A 14,672-nucleotide genomic window follows, 5' to 3' on the forward strand; every position below is an offset into this window, starting at 1 on the left:
TAAACAGAATTATTCTTTATCTAATTCTGCAAGCACTTCTTCATCTTCCACTTCGTCCAGAATCTGGATCGCCGGCTTTTTAAAGTCTTCTTTATTGGCAATATTTCGCTCTAGCGAAAGCAACAAAGAAGGAAGCAATAACAAGTTAGATAACATCGCAAAGATCAAGGTTACCGAAACCAGGCCTCCTAAGGCAACGGTACCACCGAAGCTACTGATCATAAATACCGAAAATCCAAAGAACAAGACGATAGAAGTATAAAACATACTCACGCCGGCTTCTTTTACCGAAGCATACACCGAACGCTTGATCTTCCACCCGCTACTTTTAAGTTCCTGACGGTATTTGGCCAAAAAGTGAATGGTATCATCTACCGAAATCCCAAAAGCAATACTAAATACCAAAATAGTTGAAGGTTTTATAGGCACGCCCAAAAAGCCCATCAATCCGGCGGTGATCAACAACGGCAGTAAATTTGGGATCAAAGAAACCAAGATCATTTTAAACGACCGGAACATAAAGGCCATAAATATGGAGATCAATAAAATGGCCAGCGACAAACTGATGATCAGGTTATTGATCAAATAATTGGTCCCTTTTTGAAAAACTAAAGCCTTTCCTGTCAAGGTAACGTCAAACTTATCTTCAGGAAAAAGAATACTTATTTTGTTGTATAAATTGTCTTCTACGATTTCCATACGATCGGTACCAATATCTTGCATAAAGGTCGTCATACGTGCATATTGACCGGTAGAATCTATGTAACTGTCCAGCAGCCCGGCTTCATTAGAGAAGCTTTGTGCGTAAGGCAAAATAAAGTTGCGCTCGTTTGAAGTGGGCAATTGATAATACTGAGGATCGCCATTATAGAATGCTTGCTTTCCATATTTTACCAGATTTACAATAGAAATAGGTTTAGAAAGCTCTGGAGTTTCTGAGATGGTTGTTGCCAGCTCGTCCATACGTTTTAATGTTGGCAACTTCATCACGCCTTTAGGACGCTTGGTATCGATCAACACCTCAAGCGGCATAATCCCGTCAAACTCGCTTTCAAAGAATTTAATGTCTTTGTAAAACGTAGTTTTCTTCGGCATATCTTCAATAAGACTTCCTGAAACTTTAATCTGATAAATACCTATCATACTTGCGATAAGCAAAATCACGGTGCTGATGTAAATCGTTATACGGCGATCGCGCACCATACGCTCAATCCAGTTTACAAAACCCTCGATCCAGGTTTTACCCAAATGTTTTAAATGACGCTCTTTTGGCGGCGACATGTAGCTGTAAATAATAGGAATAATGAGTAAACTCAGTAAAAATATCGCCAGGATATTTATCGAAGCGACGATACCAAATTCCTTAAGCAGCGAACTCTGCGTCAAAATAAACGTTGCAAAACCTGAAGCGGTCGTAATGTTGGTCATCAAGGTCGCGTTACCTACTTTGGTAATCACGCGCTGAAGCGCCTTGATCTTATTCCCATGATTTTTATATTCCTGCTGGTATTTATTGATCAAAAAGATACAGTTAGGAATCCCAATCACAATAATTAATGGCGGAATTAACGCCGTAAGCACGGTAATCTCATAACCTAATAAACCAAGAAAACCAAACGCCCACATCACCCCGATCACCACGGTGATCATAGAAATAAAGGTCGCGCGATAGGATCTAAAAAAGAAGAAAAAGATAAGTGAGGTTACCAGAAGTGCGCCACCTACAAACCAACCGATCTCACTTATGATCGTTGCACTGTTGAGTGTGCGTATATACGGCATCCCGCTGGTATGCACTGTGATGTCCGTTTCTTCTTCAAACTGATCGATCAACGGAATAAGATCTTCTACGATAAAATCTCGCCGCGCAGCGGTATTGACGATGTCTTTTTTGAGATAAACAGCACTGCGTATGGTACCCGTCTCCTTGTTATAGATCAAGCCCTCATAAAACGGCAAGTCTTTAAAAAGCTTTTTCTTTAAAGCTTCTGCCTGAACTTTAGTATTTACAGATCCTTCAACAAAAGGAACCATTTCAAAACGCTTAGGCTCCTCTTGCTTTTCAAGCAGCTTTAAATCCTTCAAAGAAACCGAAAGCGCAACCGCGTCAAAACTATTGATCGTATCGGAAAGCGCGTTCCACTTATTAAGCACTTCAGGAGTAAAAAGTGTTGAATCTTTTATTCCGAATACGATAAGGTTTCCTTCTTCACCAAACTGATCAAGAAATTTATTGTATTCCAGATTGACTTCGTGATCATCCGGCAGCAGGTTTGCTTCGGTATAGGTAAAGCGCATGTATTTCCATTGCGTTCCTAAAAACACCGTAAAACCGGCAACCAGAAAAAGAATAAAGAGTCTGTTGCGTAAAATGAGGCGTGCTACACCGTTCCAAAATCCGTAACCCAAAAGCTTGGTCATCGTCCTAATTTAAGAGGCGCAAAGATACTCATTTAAGAGCGAATAGCCTTTGCTATAAATCAAAAACAAAACCTACAAAGCAGTCAAGGCATTGACTTGAAGATTTCTATGGAATTTCTACCTAAAAATGAAGCTACAACTGAAGGTTGAAGGTAAACTTGAAGGCGATATTATCGGCAAAACTTGGCAAATGATAAGCCCCGTAGCGATAAGTTAAACTTGTTCCAAAACCAAAGAGGATCTTGTTGATCTCAAAACCGCTTTCCATAAAGCCTTTATCAAGTTTATTAAAACTCACCTCTTGATGGCGCTCGATATCAGAAATATCACCAATAGCATATCGCGTGATGAACACCATTTCTGGCTTAAATTTTTCACCTAAATTAAACGGTCGCAAATGATGCTTGATCTGTAAAGAGGCGATTCGATCTGAAAAAAACTCCCCGAAATACATCGTCTCAAAACTATTTACCCCCGCAACCGAAAAACGCTGCATAATGGTTTCTTTGGTGGGTGCATTGGGATACGCGTGAAAAAGATGAGTAAGCGGCACATCGCCAAACGCCATTTTTCCTTCTACTAAAAACTCGGTGGTAGATTTATTGAGTCGTTCTACCTGATAATAGAATTTGGCACCCACGCGAGTAAAATCAAAATCACCGTTGAATAAACCCGAAATTCCCTTAGATACCTGCGCAGTCACTTTAGGATAACCATCATAGATCTCAACGGTTCCCTTTTCTGAGCGCATAAACTTACTCGACGGACTCCAACGGACTCCAAAAGTAGCTTCGGTGATATCATACTCACTATACGATTCGTCTCCCAGCACAAAACGATAGGCTTCCGTTTGCAGTACATTGGTTTTGGCAAATTGAAATTCTGAAAGAATCTTTGGTGTGATTTGATATTCTTGATTCAGCCGATACGTTTTATAATCAAAAAATTGCGTGATGTTTACCAGACGCGGCTCAAACAAAGAATACACCCGGCGATCTGTCAAATAATTAAAGCTTCCTACTTCTTGCAAATCGTCGTTATAGGTAAAACTCAACCAGGCGCCGTGCGATTCATTCAACAGGATCCCACCTCCTATTCCATATTTTAAAACCTGATCTTTAAAACCATAAGCTGCATAACCTTCTAACCTAAAATTCTTTGAAAAATCAGCATTCGTAACTCCTCCTAAGCCTAACCGCAACCCTTCATAATTGTTATATTTTACGGGATAGGTAAGATCAAAATCAAAGAAATCTACCGTGTAATAGCCAATTCCAAAATTATTGATCACCGCCAGACGGCGTTCTATATTTTGGGTTTCGACAATGTTATTGAGGTAATCAAAACTATTAAGATCTCGCTGGGTTAAGGCTTGCTCCCGATAGCGTTTCCAAAATGTTTCAGGCTTCTTATCGGCATCTTCCATCACCTCGATCGCAAGATTGGGATGCTCCAACTTTTCTTTTTCTGAAAGATCAAAGTTGGCATTATAAGAAGTAGAAAGTAAGTAACGCCCCTCGATAGCTTCTTTTACCGGATTATTCTCAATCGTCCCTACGGAAACTTTTCCTCTAAAAAGTGACAACCTTTTTGAGGTTTCACCCTTTTCAATATACAATTTACTACTAAGCGGAAGGTAAACCTCTTCCTCTGGCAAGTATTTATAATACTGCTCGATGCGTGCTACCAGCTCATCATCTATGCCTATGTGCACTTTTTGAATCGCCAGAGTTTGAGTATCGAGATACAATATCCCTACAAGTCCGGGAATCGTTTGTGGCCGCTTAGGCTGAAAAGCAATTGCCAAACTCTTTCGATCTAAAATGGTCGTATCACCGACAAACTGATAGTTATAATTTTTAAGTCCGCGAGAAGATAAAGGCCCTGCATATCGATAATTGAAGATCACAAAATCCTCGTCATAGAAGGAACGTGACTGAAGCGTGATCCCTAAAGTCTCATACCGCGGTTCGTCAAAGCCCGCCATATTAAAACCAAGCACTTCTTCTTTAAATCCGTGATGAGCATTAAATGTATTTTTTGAAACTTTCTCGGTAAAAAAGGAATGCGCATTGGTCTCACGTTCTAGCGAGTCTGTGATAATGGTTTTCTCGTAGGTGGTATAGCTAAAATGATCAAGACGTTCCTGCGGATTATTTTTAGCAGCATTGCTTATTGCCAATTGCATCAGCGAATCTACATCTATGGTATTTTGCTGTCCAAATAAAGAATTTGAAAGCGCAAAAAGCAAAAACAAACAGAAAATAAGCGGTTTAGCCATTATCAATCAAGAACTTAAAATTAAAAATACTATAAAAAAAGCGACCCGAGGGTCGCTCTTAATAAGAGTTTAACGTCTGTTAGACCGTAAGTATTTCCTTTTCTTTAACTGCTAGAAGTTCATCTATCCTCTTGATGTATTTATCGGTTAGATCTTGCACGTCTACCTCTGCGTTACTGCAAATATCTTCAGCAAGACCATCCTTCTCTAATTTCTTAATATCGTTGTTGGCATTTTTGCGATCGTTACGCACGCCTACTTTTGCATCTTCAGCTTCAGCTTTAGCCTGCTTAACCAAATCTCTACGACGTTCCTCGGTAAGTGGCGGCACATTGATGATCACGCTTTCTCCATTATTCATTGGGTTGAAACCAAGATTAGCATTCATAATCGCTTTTTCGATCTCTTGAATCATCGATTTTTCCCAAGGTTGAATAGAAATAGTTCTCCCGTCTGGAGTGTTTACGTTTGCCACCTGTGCCAATGGCGTTTGACTACCGTAGTAATCAACCATCACACTACCTAACATTGAAGGGCTCGCCTTACCTGCGCGAATGTTTGCAAACTGTTTTTTCAAATGATTTACGGCATTTTGCATCGCTTCTTCGGTGCCGTCTAATATAAATTGAATGTCTTCGTTCATAGCCTTATTAATTCATTGATTTTTTTCAAACCAACCAAAAATACTAAATTATAAATTTACGGTAGTACCTATATTTTCACCATCTACAACCTTGAGTAAATTACCCTGTTTGTTCATGTCAAAAACAATGATAGGCAACTCGTTTTCCTGGCTCAACGTAAATGCAGTGGTATCCATAACCTTCAAACCTTTTTGAAGCACATCTTCAAAACTGATGAAATCAAATTTCACAGCTTCTTTATCCTTTTCAGGATCGCTGGTGTAAATACCGTCTACGCGTGTTCCCTTTAAGATCACATCTGCGTGAATTTCGATCGCTCTTAGAACTGCAGCAGAATCTGTAGTAAAATAAGGGTTTCCTGTACCACCACCAAAGATCACCACACGCCCTTTTTCCAGATGACGTATAGCACGACGTCTAATAAAGGGTTCTGCAACTTCATTGATCTTCACTGCACTTTGTAACCGGGTTTGAATCCCTGCTTCTTCAAGCGCGCTTTGCAATGCCAAACCGTTGATCACGGTGGCCAGCATCCCCATATGATCCCCTTGTACGCGATCCATCCCGCGGCTGGCTCCGGCAACACCTCTAAAGATATTTCCGCCACCAATAACAATAGCAACCTGCACCCCTTTATCAAGCACTTGCTTTATTTCTTCGGCATACTCTGCCAGTCTATCAGGATCTATACCGTACTGGCGTTTTCCCATTAATGCTTCACCTGATAATTTTAAAAGAATGCGTTTGTATTGCATGGCGTAGATAAGTTTTGGACAAATATAAGGTTAAATTGGTTTGTGGTAAAAGGTTAAAATACCTGTGTAGCTTATTTAAAAAAATAACAACTTTTAAAGCACTCCCTACAGCTTCATTTACAATTACGTTAAACGCTCATTATGATGAAAAAAAAATTACGTACAAGGTTTAAGCCTCATTTTACTGGTTTGCATAAGCTTTTGGCTCTTTCAAAGCTGTGAAAGGGACGACACATCGTATCCTTTGCAACTTGAACAAAAGGAGATAAAAACCGTTTCTCCTAAAAATGCCAGTGCCTATCTCAACGGTTTTAGGGAATCTAAATCTAAACATTCAGGTAACTATATAGTAGGTATTGCTGATACCGTCTTGATGGAGGACATTTCAAATACTTCTGAGCAACTTGCAGTAATTCCGGCTAAGACCGTTCACCGCAATTTAAAAAGCAGAATTCTTCTTTTGGAGATAGACGGAAAAGTTGAAAGTGTAGTTTTTAGCACACACGCTTATGACAGCTCAACAGCGGAGTTGTTCTCTGGCGAAATTTTGATCACAGATCTGGAAGGGAATTTTATTGACGCTTTTGAAATTATATCGGGAAAAATCAATGTTCAATATCTCAAAAGGAAAGCAGACAGCACTAAAGCATTACAGTCTAAAGGAATTGTAGATGATGAGAATGATGATTGTGGCGATGGGTGTCCATTTTCTGTTTGTAGTTGGTGCGGTTAACTTGAAGAAGTCGTTATTACATCATCACCATCATCTGATAATTACACCTTATCTATTGACTGGCTTTACTCACAAGGATCTAATGGCACTACTGATGCTGCTTGTGAAGTAGGCTGCGATAATTATTGGAGTTTTGGAGACGATAATGAAGGTGGTGGGGGAGGTTCTACCAGTAGTACTTGGAAAATAGTTGATCAAAAAAGAAATACACTTTGCGGTAAGAATACTTGGAGTAAAATTGGCGAGGCTTCGGTTGCCAATATAACGGGTTTAGGTTTACGAGCAAGTAATGGAAGAATAACCTACAACGTAGAATTACAAACTTTATGCATTACTATTCCAAATACAATTACTGCTCACGCATCAGATCGATTTAATAATGCGTGGAATTTAACAATGACCGAAATAAACACCTATCTACAGAATTTACGAGGCATTACCGTAATAAATGAAACAGTATTAAGAAATTTAATTCTAGAATTCTTACCTATAAATTTGAATATCAACCAACCTGGCAGTTCTTATAAAGTTGGCGGATGTTCTGGAGCACCAATAACTAAAGCTCAATACTGTGATTAAATCTTTAATTTTAATATTTTGTTTATTTAACCCTATACAAATGACATTGCTGCCCGAAGACTACCTAGGAGAAGGCGTAGATTCTTTTTCTCAATTTAAACACAAAAAGGAATTTTACGGTATACGCTCGTATTCAGATACACTATCCAAACATTATTTCGGGAAAGAAATTACTTCAATTACAGTTTCTACTGATATGAAAGATATCATTTACGCTGTAGATATATATCCCAAAGAATATCTTGACGGCAATTTTCTTAATCAGCTTATCAAAGTATATGGCCTTCCAGATTTGATTCAAAAAAGAAAAGTTATTAAATCAATCGAAACGAATGAAAATGATTTTATGAAATTTGAAAAAATACAATATAATATCATAAACTGTCAATTAGATGAAAAACCTAACGAAATAAAATGGACAAAATTAGGATTTGATATAATAGTTCACCCGGAGGGACTCAACGGAAATGGTACAATAAGGTTCATTACTACTAAATAAAAGTCAACAAAGGCTGCTAGTTGGCAGCCTTTGTATTACTAAAAAATTATTGACGCCTTAAAGATTGTACAGGGTAATGTCAGAGTTCAATTTTTGAACCCCGAAAAGAATAAAACTAAAAATTTATATAGTAAAATTACTGTTAACGAAGACTATAGCTGTTCTGATTGCACTTTTTCTGAATATGATTAGTATCAACTTGAAGAAGTCGTTATTACATCATCACCATCATCTGATAATTACACCTTATCTATTGACTGGCTTTACTCTCAAGGATCTAATGGCACTACTGATGTTGCTTGTGAAGTAGGCTGCGATAATTATTGGAGTTTTGGAGACGATAATGAAGGTGGTGGGGGTTCTTCGGATAATAATACTGCAGAAAACCCTCCGCCGAGTTGTAAGAGTTTTGATTTTAAGAAAGTCACTCAGAATAGTCAAGAAGCGAATGTTAGAAATATTCATTTTAATATCGTATTAGTAGAGGTTATAAATGGTGTCAAATTTAAATTTGACAAACATATCAGTCTATCTAAACCAACAAATTTCTCCGGTCCAATTTTTGACCGTTTTGATAATGAAATAAGTTTTAACTTAATGGCCACAGTATCAGCAAGAGCTTTAGCAGAAGCAATGGAAAATACTGTTGCAAAGTTTGCAGGTGCTGAGGTTTCTACTACTACCGTAGAATATTGGTTTCGTGATGAACTTAAACGGATTTATTCACTAGGTGTCCCCGGAGGACGAGTTAGATATAATCATAGCGCCAATCCCGGAGATATTAGTGAATATGTAGTTACAATAGGTGGAAAAGATTCTTGTTTATAATATGAATAAAATTCAAACTTTCAAGGAAAAATTAAATAAAAGCATTGAAACATATTATCCTTATAATATCGATTACTATACTCAAGAAATTGAATACAAAAATTCAATTGAATACAAAAATTTTGTAAAGAAAGTCGAAAACAGACCTAATGAAATTGGATTATCTCAAGAATTAGAGAAAATCACCTCTATGTTAAGGTCCTTTTACAATTTTAAATTTCAAGATATGACTATCCCACACCATCTTGACCCGTGTTTCAATTTTCAGATTTCTAAAATTACTAATGGTAATTATTATTTAATTATTTTACTTAGAAGTGTAATAAGTCCCATCTATTTTTTACGGGCTTTTACTTGTCGTGTAAACGCAGAAAAAAATAAATCAACATCGCCACTTATACAAATAGAAGATCCATTTGTAAGTGAAATAAGAAATGAATTTGAGGAGATTAATAATTATTTGTCAAACAATCTAAGATTAACACCTTTCCCTCCGAGTTATTATCACGTAACACTACCTAATTACTCTTCTCCTGAAAGGTCTATTGGAAATCTTAAAATATTCCAAGCTCTTTTTATTGACCAGGATATATATTTTGAATAAAAAACAAACTATGAAAATAATATATTTTATTCTTATTATGTCTACTTCACACAATTTGTCAAGTCAAAACTTAGAAGGTAAATGGCTACTAGTGGTTGATGAAACCACCTATACTGTTCCCTCTTGTATCATACTAGAATATGAAAATAATACAGAAAGAGTATACGAATTTAACAAAGTCATAAATGAATTCCCAGTTGAGATAGACTCTTTAAAGAAGACCATCAAAAAAGATAGCCAAACAGAATTTTACAGAATCATTGACAATAATTGTTTAGAAATTATTACAGAAGAAAACGGCAGTACGAAATATAATCCACGATTTGTAAGAATAACTCCTACTGTTTTGCTAAATCCTTTTGACCTTACAAAAACACTTTCTTTTAAAGAAATTTCAGGAAACTCAAAAAATATTAAGGATACCATAACGATAAACAAGTCTGATTTATCACCGAGAGCTAAAACATTTTCCAATTACAAGTTTGAGGATTCATTTTTAAAAATTGTAAGCTGGCAAAACACTTACTTTTTAGCACTTAAAAAGGGAAAAAAATATCAAAAAATATGGCCTCTTCAAGAAATTGGCGAAGATTATTTCATTTTATACGGAAAAGCAAATGCTAAGGCACCTATAAAATATATGCTAATTAAAAATTAAACTGCTCCAAATTCATAAACACAGAGGGTTATTTTATAAATCGTCTAAACCTCAAAAGGAAAGCAGACAGCACTTAAGCATTACAGTCTAAAGGAATTGTAGATGAAGAGAATGATGATTGTGGTGATGGGTGTCCATTTTCTGTTTGTAGTTGGTGTGGTGAACTTGAAGAAGTCGTTATTACATCATCACCATCATCTGATAATTACACGTTATCTATTGACTGGTAATACTCTCAAGGATCTAATGGCTCTACTGATGCTGCTTGTGAAGTAGGCTGCGATAATTATTGGAGTTTTGGAGACGATAATGAAGGTGGTGGGTTTTTTTAATTGTTACATCCCCGGGGATTTAAACGGCGATTGCGTTATTAATGAAGAGGATGAGCGAATTCTATTTGCAGATTGTTCAAGTTGGGAATATTCACTTATAAATGGTGTTAGAGCAGCTGCTATTGATAGCATTAACGATATGTGGGTAACTTCATTTAGTGGTGAAGTTCACATAAATTGGCTTGACAGTCCAATTCTATACTCTACCATGCCATTAGGAATGACAAACGCAAGAGCCCAAACTCTATCTGCTGAAGCAGCAGATCTTGCTGGGGACGATTTAAGCGCATGGCTTGAGAGTTCTCCTAAAAAAGACGATACACAAGTATATTACAAGTGGTTGGAATTTTCACAAGCTCGCATGAAAGCTAAAGGAGGGTCAGTCTCATCTAACAATTTATATAATCTTTCGATTGAGCCTAAGTAGTTTAGAACTACTTTATTATCGATCAAAACGTGCGACTAAATGATTTATTTTTTTATTTATTTCAATATGATGTTCATCAATACACCTGAAGCTTTAATTGGTAAAAACCTTAAAACATTGAAGCATTATGAAGAAGTAGAAACTTCAGACGAGAATATTAAATCAGGAATCAGGCGTTTTAGATCTGAGGATGAGTTATTTTTTTTAGATGAAAAAATAGAAGAGTTTCATTGCGAAGTTGACACTGATAGTAAAATTATAAGTGTAAAATTTCGAATAAAAGAGGCTATTCTACAAATGAATTATAGAAATAAATTTATAGATGTATTTGGCGAACCGGATGCAAGTTTTTGTATAGGTGAAATAGCTAAATCTTCGGAAACGAAATTATCTAACGGTGCCGTAAGCAGCAGTGCAGTCATAATTCCGAAAAAGTGTGATTTCTTTGATAATTCCGTATTAGCTACAGTTTGGAAGCTAGATAATAATGTATTCTTAGAATTTACACATCCACAATCAAGATCTACATTTCCAAGAGCCTATATTAACATTACTAAATCTAGCAAATGGGTTGAAATGAAATAATTGCCATTTACTTGATAATGATTCATCAGCCTGTTTTAGTGATTTTGGAAAGAGTAAACTACCTCAAGGCAAGCTTATGAGGCAGTAGTTGGAAACGAATTTCCAATTTCAAAGCAAGCCTCGGAGTATCAAACCCTTTGGCGGAGCCAATAATTTAAAATATGTTCCTTGCAACTGTTTACATCAAGGAAATTAGCAATAGTTTTTAGTTATTTCTAAGCATAAAAAAAGGCTGCCAATGGGCAGCCTTTTAAATTTTTTGAGTGGATAAAACCCTTAAGCTAAGCTTACGCGTTTAAATCCTACTACTCTTGCATCACCTTTGCTCTCTACATATTTAGCAACGTTCAAGCTTTCATCCATGATGAATACCTGATCTAGTAATGCTTTCTCATTATCTAGCGTAGTATTGTCTGAAACGAAACGCTCTAATTTACCAGGAACGATACGATCCCAGATTTTTTCTGGCTTTCCTTCAGCTTTAAGCTCTGCTTTGATATCTTCTTCTGCCTTAGCCATAACTTCTGGAGTTAATTGAGACATAGAGATGTATTGTGGTACGTTCTTTTGGGTTTTACCTAAACGACCTAACTCGATATTTTCTTTTTCGATCTCAGCGATACGCGCTTCAGTTTCTGAAGCAACAAATTCTGGATCAAAATCTTTGTAAGATAACGTAGTTGCTCCCATAGAAGCTACCTGCATAGAAACCGCTTTAGCAACTTCTTCAGCGTTATCTGTAGCTTCAGATAAACCAGTTAAAGCACCAATTTTGTTACCGTGTACATAAGCACCGATGAATGCTGCTTCTAACACTTCAAAACCACCTATTTCTAGTTTCTCACCAATAACACCGGTTTGCTCGATCAATTTTTCTTCAACAGTCATCCCTTTAAAGTCTGCTGCTAAGAATGCTTCTTTTGAGTCAAAGTTGATTGCGATATCTCCAAGTTCGTTTGCTAACTCTACGTAAGAATCATTTTTAGCAACGAAATCGGTCTCACAGTTTAATGAAAACACAACACCTCTGGTATTTGCATCATTAATTTTTGCAATTACAACTCCTTCACTAGAGTCGCGATCTGCTCTTTTTTCTGCAACTTTTTGTCCTTTTTTACGAAGAACTTCAATTGCTTTGTCAAAATCACCTTCAGCTTCTACGAGTGCATTTTTACAATCCATCATACCAGCTCCGGTAGCCTTTCTCAGTTTATTTACATCTGCGGCTGTTATTTTTGCCATTTTAAATACGTTTTATGAGTTAAAACAAAAGTCGTTTAGTTTAGTGCAAAATTGCAGTATACTAAACGACTTTACTTATTATCAAATTGTTAAATACTATTCTTCTTCGTCGTTAGCTACAGCTTTAGCTTTTGCCTTAGCAGGCTTAGCCGCTTTATCTTTCTTACCTTCTGCAGATTTTTCTTTACCTGCTTTACGCTCAGAAAGACCTTCTACGATAGCATCAGCAACGTTAGAAATGATTTTCTCAATAGATTTTGAAGCGTCATCATTAGATGGGATAGCATAATCAACCTGACGTGGATCAGAGTTGGTATCAACCATCGCAAAGATTGGAATGTTTAATTTTTGAGCTTCTTTAATCGCAATGTGTTCACGCTTGATGTCAACTACAAATAAAGCACCCGGAAGACGTGTCATATCCTCGATAGAACCTAAGTTCTTCTCAAGCTTCTCACGCATACGGTTCATTTGTAATTGCTCTTTTTTAGACAAGCTATCAAAACGACCGTCTTGTTTCATACGATCTACAGTTTGCATTTTCTTAACCGCTTTACGTATAGTTACGAAGTTGGTTAACATACCTCCAGGCCAACGCTCTGTGATGTAAGGCATTTTTGCACGAGTTGCTTGCTCAGCAACAATTTCTTTAGCTTGTTTTTTGGTAGCTACAAAAAGTATTTTTCTACCTGAAGCTGCAATTTTACTCAAAGCTTCTGAAGCTTCGTTAAGTTTTGCAGCAGTTTTGTATAGATTGATGATGTGGATACCATTGCGCTCCATGTAGATGTAAGGCGCCATGTTTGGATCCCATCTTCTGGTAAGGTGACCAAAGTGTACACCTGCATCCAGTAAATCCTTTACATTTTCTGTTTTTGCCATTTTGACTTTAGTTTACGTTCCCGTTGTAGTAGCAATATGCAAGTGGTCTTCTAGTGAATCGCCAAGCACATTTAGATGCTAAACTAATTTCCTGATCACTCAGGACAACGACTTAATTTTTAATTAATTTCTTTTCGCTTTCAAAAACTGAATGAAAAATAAATTCCATAAAGATTGAAACACGATTCTTGTTAACGTTTTGAGAATTGGAATTTCTTACGCGCTTTCTTCTGACCGAATTTCTTACGCTCTACCATTCTTGGATCTCTTGTTAACAAACCTTCAGGCTTAAGGATAAGTCTGTTTTCTGCGTCTACTTCGCACATCGCTCTAGAAAGAGCTAGACGTACAGCTTCTGCCTGACCTGTGATACCACCACCATATACATTTACTTTTACGTCAAAGTTTTTGTCGTTTTCAGTCATTACTAATGGCTGATTAACTTTGTACTGTAAAGTTCCTGTAGTGAAGTAGTTATTAAGCTCACGCTTATTAACGGTAATATTACCAGAACCAGGAGCTAAATAAACACGAGCAACGGCGGTCTTTCTACGACCAATTTTGTGAATTACTTCCATTTACTTGAGTTCGTTAATGTTAATTGCTTTAGGTTTTTGCGCTTCCTGCCCGTGTTCTGCACCGGCATAAACCTTTAAATTGCGATAGATCGCACTACCTAATTTGTTTTTAGGCAACATTCCTTTTACTGCATTCTCAACAAGACGCGCAGGGTCTTTGCTGTACAATTCTTTTGCAGTAAGGCTTCTTTGACCACCAGGATAACCCGTATGACGGATGTAAGACTTCGCGTCCCACTTTTTACCTGTTAAGTTGATTTTAGAGGCGTTGATAACAACAACATTGTCTCCGCAATCAACGTGTGGTGTGTAGTTAGGCTTGTACTTCCCGCGCAACAATTTTGCCACGATGGTAGACATACGACCTAACGTTTGTCCTTCAGCATCAACAACAACCCACTCTTTGTTTACGGTGTTTTTGTTGGCAGATACTGTTTTGTAACTTAATGTGTCCACACTGTTTTATTTAATTATTAAACATTCCATTTCCTGCCTTCAAGCACTCGCGCGTGAAAACAGGGGTGCAAATGTACAATTATATATTTATATAGCAAACGGTGGTTTACGAATAATTTTTAGCCTTAACATTCAGCTAGATAAGCGCTTAAGGAAGCCGTACTGAAA

The 14,672-nt window shown here is 37.1% G+C and carries 15 protein-coding genes; 7 read left to right on the top strand and 8 right to left on the bottom strand.

Annotated elements, in window-relative coordinates:
* Positions 1 to 9: 9 nt before the first annotated feature.
* From MED217_RS16340 to pyrH, 4 genes are all read right to left on the bottom strand, one after another.
* Positions 10 to 2,421, bottom strand: a complete 2,412-nt coding sequence (locus tag MED217_RS16340; protein ID WP_009781659.1) for an efflux RND transporter permease subunit — start codon at positions 2,419 to 2,421, stop codon at positions 10 to 12.
* Positions 2,422 to 2,554: 133 nt separating this feature from the next.
* Positions 2,555 to 4,702, bottom strand: a complete 2,148-nt coding sequence (locus MED217_RS16345) for a DUF5686 family protein (RefSeq protein WP_009781660.1) — start codon at positions 4,700 to 4,702, stop codon at positions 2,555 to 2,557.
* 79 nt (positions 4,703 to 4,781) lie between these two features.
* Positions 4,782 to 5,345 carry a ribosome recycling factor gene (gene frr, locus MED217_RS16350; protein WP_009781661.1) on the bottom strand — a complete coding sequence of 188 codons (564 nt, stop codon included), beginning with the start codon at positions 5,343 to 5,345 and terminating at the stop codon, positions 4,782 to 4,784.
* A gap of 48 nt (positions 5,346 to 5,393) precedes the next feature.
* Positions 5,394 to 6,101 carry a UMP kinase gene (gene pyrH, locus MED217_RS16355; protein WP_009781662.1) on the bottom strand — a complete coding sequence of 236 codons (708 nt, stop codon included), beginning with the start codon at positions 6,099 to 6,101 and terminating at the stop codon, positions 5,394 to 5,396.
* A 244-nt stretch (positions 6,102 to 6,345) separates the two neighbouring features.
* On the opposite strand from pyrH, the gene MED217_RS16360 reads away from it, so the two are divergent.
* The 7 genes from MED217_RS16360 to MED217_RS16390 all read left to right on the top strand — a co-directional run bounded on the left by MED217_RS16360 (position 6,346) and on the right by MED217_RS16390 (position 11,346).
* Entirely contained in the window at positions 6,346 to 6,834 is a 489-nt protein-coding gene (locus MED217_RS16360) for a hypothetical protein (RefSeq protein WP_009781663.1), read from the top strand.
* A gap of 571 nt (positions 6,835 to 7,405) precedes the next feature.
* On the top strand, positions 7,406 to 7,912 hold the full coding sequence (locus tag MED217_RS16365) for a hypothetical protein (protein ID WP_154648967.1): 507 nt from the start codon (positions 7,406 to 7,408) through the stop codon (positions 7,910 to 7,912).
* A gap of 597 nt (positions 7,913 to 8,509) precedes the next feature.
* Positions 8,510 to 8,740 (top strand): hypothetical protein, encoded by a 231-nt coding sequence (locus MED217_RS16370; RefSeq protein WP_009781665.1) that lies wholly within the window; start codon positions 8,510 to 8,512, stop codon positions 8,738 to 8,740.
* Position 8,741: 1 nt separating this feature from the next.
* Positions 8,742 to 9,344, top strand: a complete 603-nt coding sequence (locus tag MED217_RS16375; protein ID WP_009781666.1) for a hypothetical protein — start codon at positions 8,742 to 8,744, stop codon at positions 9,342 to 9,344.
* A 10-nt stretch (positions 9,345 to 9,354) separates the two neighbouring features.
* A complete protein-coding gene (locus MED217_RS16380; RefSeq protein WP_040532988.1) occupies positions 9,355 to 10,002 on the top strand; it encodes a hypothetical protein in 648 nt (215 codons plus the stop codon).
* 297 nt (positions 10,003 to 10,299) lie between these two features.
* Positions 10,300 to 10,761, top strand: coding sequence for a hypothetical protein (locus tag MED217_RS16385; protein WP_154648968.1), 462 nt, complete (start codon positions 10,300 to 10,302; stop codon positions 10,759 to 10,761).
* Between the two features lie 39 nt (positions 10,762 to 10,800).
* Positions 10,801 to 11,346, top strand: coding sequence for a hypothetical protein (locus MED217_RS16390; protein ID WP_009781670.1), 546 nt, complete (start codon positions 10,801 to 10,803; stop codon positions 11,344 to 11,346).
* Between the two features lie 276 nt (positions 11,347 to 11,622).
* Here MED217_RS16390 and tsf read toward each other — a convergent pair whose 3' ends face one another.
* The 4 genes from tsf to rplM form a co-directional block, all read right to left on the bottom strand.
* Positions 11,623 to 12,588, bottom strand: a complete 966-nt coding sequence (gene tsf / locus MED217_RS16395; RefSeq protein WP_009781671.1) for a translation elongation factor Ts — start codon at positions 12,586 to 12,588, stop codon at positions 11,623 to 11,625.
* Positions 12,589 to 12,684: 96 nt separating this feature from the next.
* Positions 12,685 to 13,470, bottom strand: coding sequence for a 30S ribosomal protein S2 (gene rpsB / locus MED217_RS16400; protein WP_009781672.1), 786 nt, complete (start codon positions 13,468 to 13,470; stop codon positions 12,685 to 12,687).
* A gap of 191 nt (positions 13,471 to 13,661) precedes the next feature.
* A complete protein-coding gene (gene rpsI, locus MED217_RS16405) occupies positions 13,662 to 14,048 on the bottom strand; it encodes a 30S ribosomal protein S9 (RefSeq protein ID WP_009781673.1) in 387 nt (128 codons plus the stop codon).
* Positions 14,049 to 14,504 carry a 50S ribosomal protein L13 gene (rplM, locus tag MED217_RS16410; protein ID WP_009781674.1) on the bottom strand — a complete coding sequence of 152 codons (456 nt, stop codon included), beginning with the start codon at positions 14,502 to 14,504 and terminating at the stop codon, positions 14,049 to 14,051.
* Positions 14,505 to 14,672 lie beyond the last annotated feature (168 nt).

The sequence above is a fragment of the Leeuwenhoekiella blandensis MED217 genome (assembly GCF_000152985.1).
In the GTDB taxonomy this organism is placed as follows: Bacteria; Bacteroidota; Bacteroidia; order Flavobacteriales; family Flavobacteriaceae; genus Leeuwenhoekiella; species Leeuwenhoekiella blandensis.